The organism is Pseudomonas sp. P4_C3 (assembly GCF_056402075.1).
Genome location: NZ_JBFUIC010000753.1, coordinates 1 through 716 on the forward strand (window position 1 = coordinate 1; position 716 = coordinate 716).

1 protein-coding gene is annotated in these 716 nt (G+C 54.0%); it reads right to left on the reverse strand.

Translation table 11 applies throughout. The features are described from left to right. Positions 1-414: 414 nt before the first annotated feature. Positions 415-716: hypothetical protein (locus AC1DVH_RS32260; protein WP_477757189.1), on the reverse strand; the 302-nt coding region annotated here is incomplete at its 5' end.

Consider the following 716-nt stretch of genomic DNA (forward strand, 5'->3'; position numbering starts at 1 on the left):
GGATACTACAATCTCTCGCTTCCTGATCTGCCGTTTTCCAAGCTGCAGCTGCTTACTCTACCAAAGACGAGCCCAGCGCAGAGGAAGAAATCAAAACCAGGGCCAACCCCGCCAACGTAATCCGTTTCGGCGATGCACAGCGTATTACCTTGGCCAAAGTCATTGCCAGTCGTCCTTTAGGCGAACATATAGTCAGTAGGCCGGCATGCTATCAGCTTTGAGACTGGTCTGCGACAACACACCAGCCGTCCCTGGCATAGGATCGCTTGGGCTACTTCTCCGCTTCAGCCTTCCTGGCTGCAGCCAGAGCTACCTTTTCCGTATCGCAAGGAGGACCGACCTTATGGGTACCGTCGGCGTAGACGAGCTTCGCGCTGATCTTCCCGCTGCGCGGCCATTGTGTGTACTGAATTTTCATCCTGCGAGAGCCTCCGCTACGACCGTACCAGAAGAGGCCAAAGCCGCTCCGTTGTAGTAGGTCTGATACTTGTCGAGGTACACCACCGCGCCTGTCACCCCACTGTTCACATGATACAAACGCGCCTTGTTCATATCGTTTCCGCTCAGCACCGTCTTGGTCGTGCCGTTATCGGTAGTTAYGGTGCTTGACGGCAAAACGCTGTTTGCATAGTCGCCAGAACGGTTGTCGGGATTGATAGTGTTTCGATGCAGGTAAGGCTTAAAGCAACCCGACAGATAGATGAACGGATCGTAGA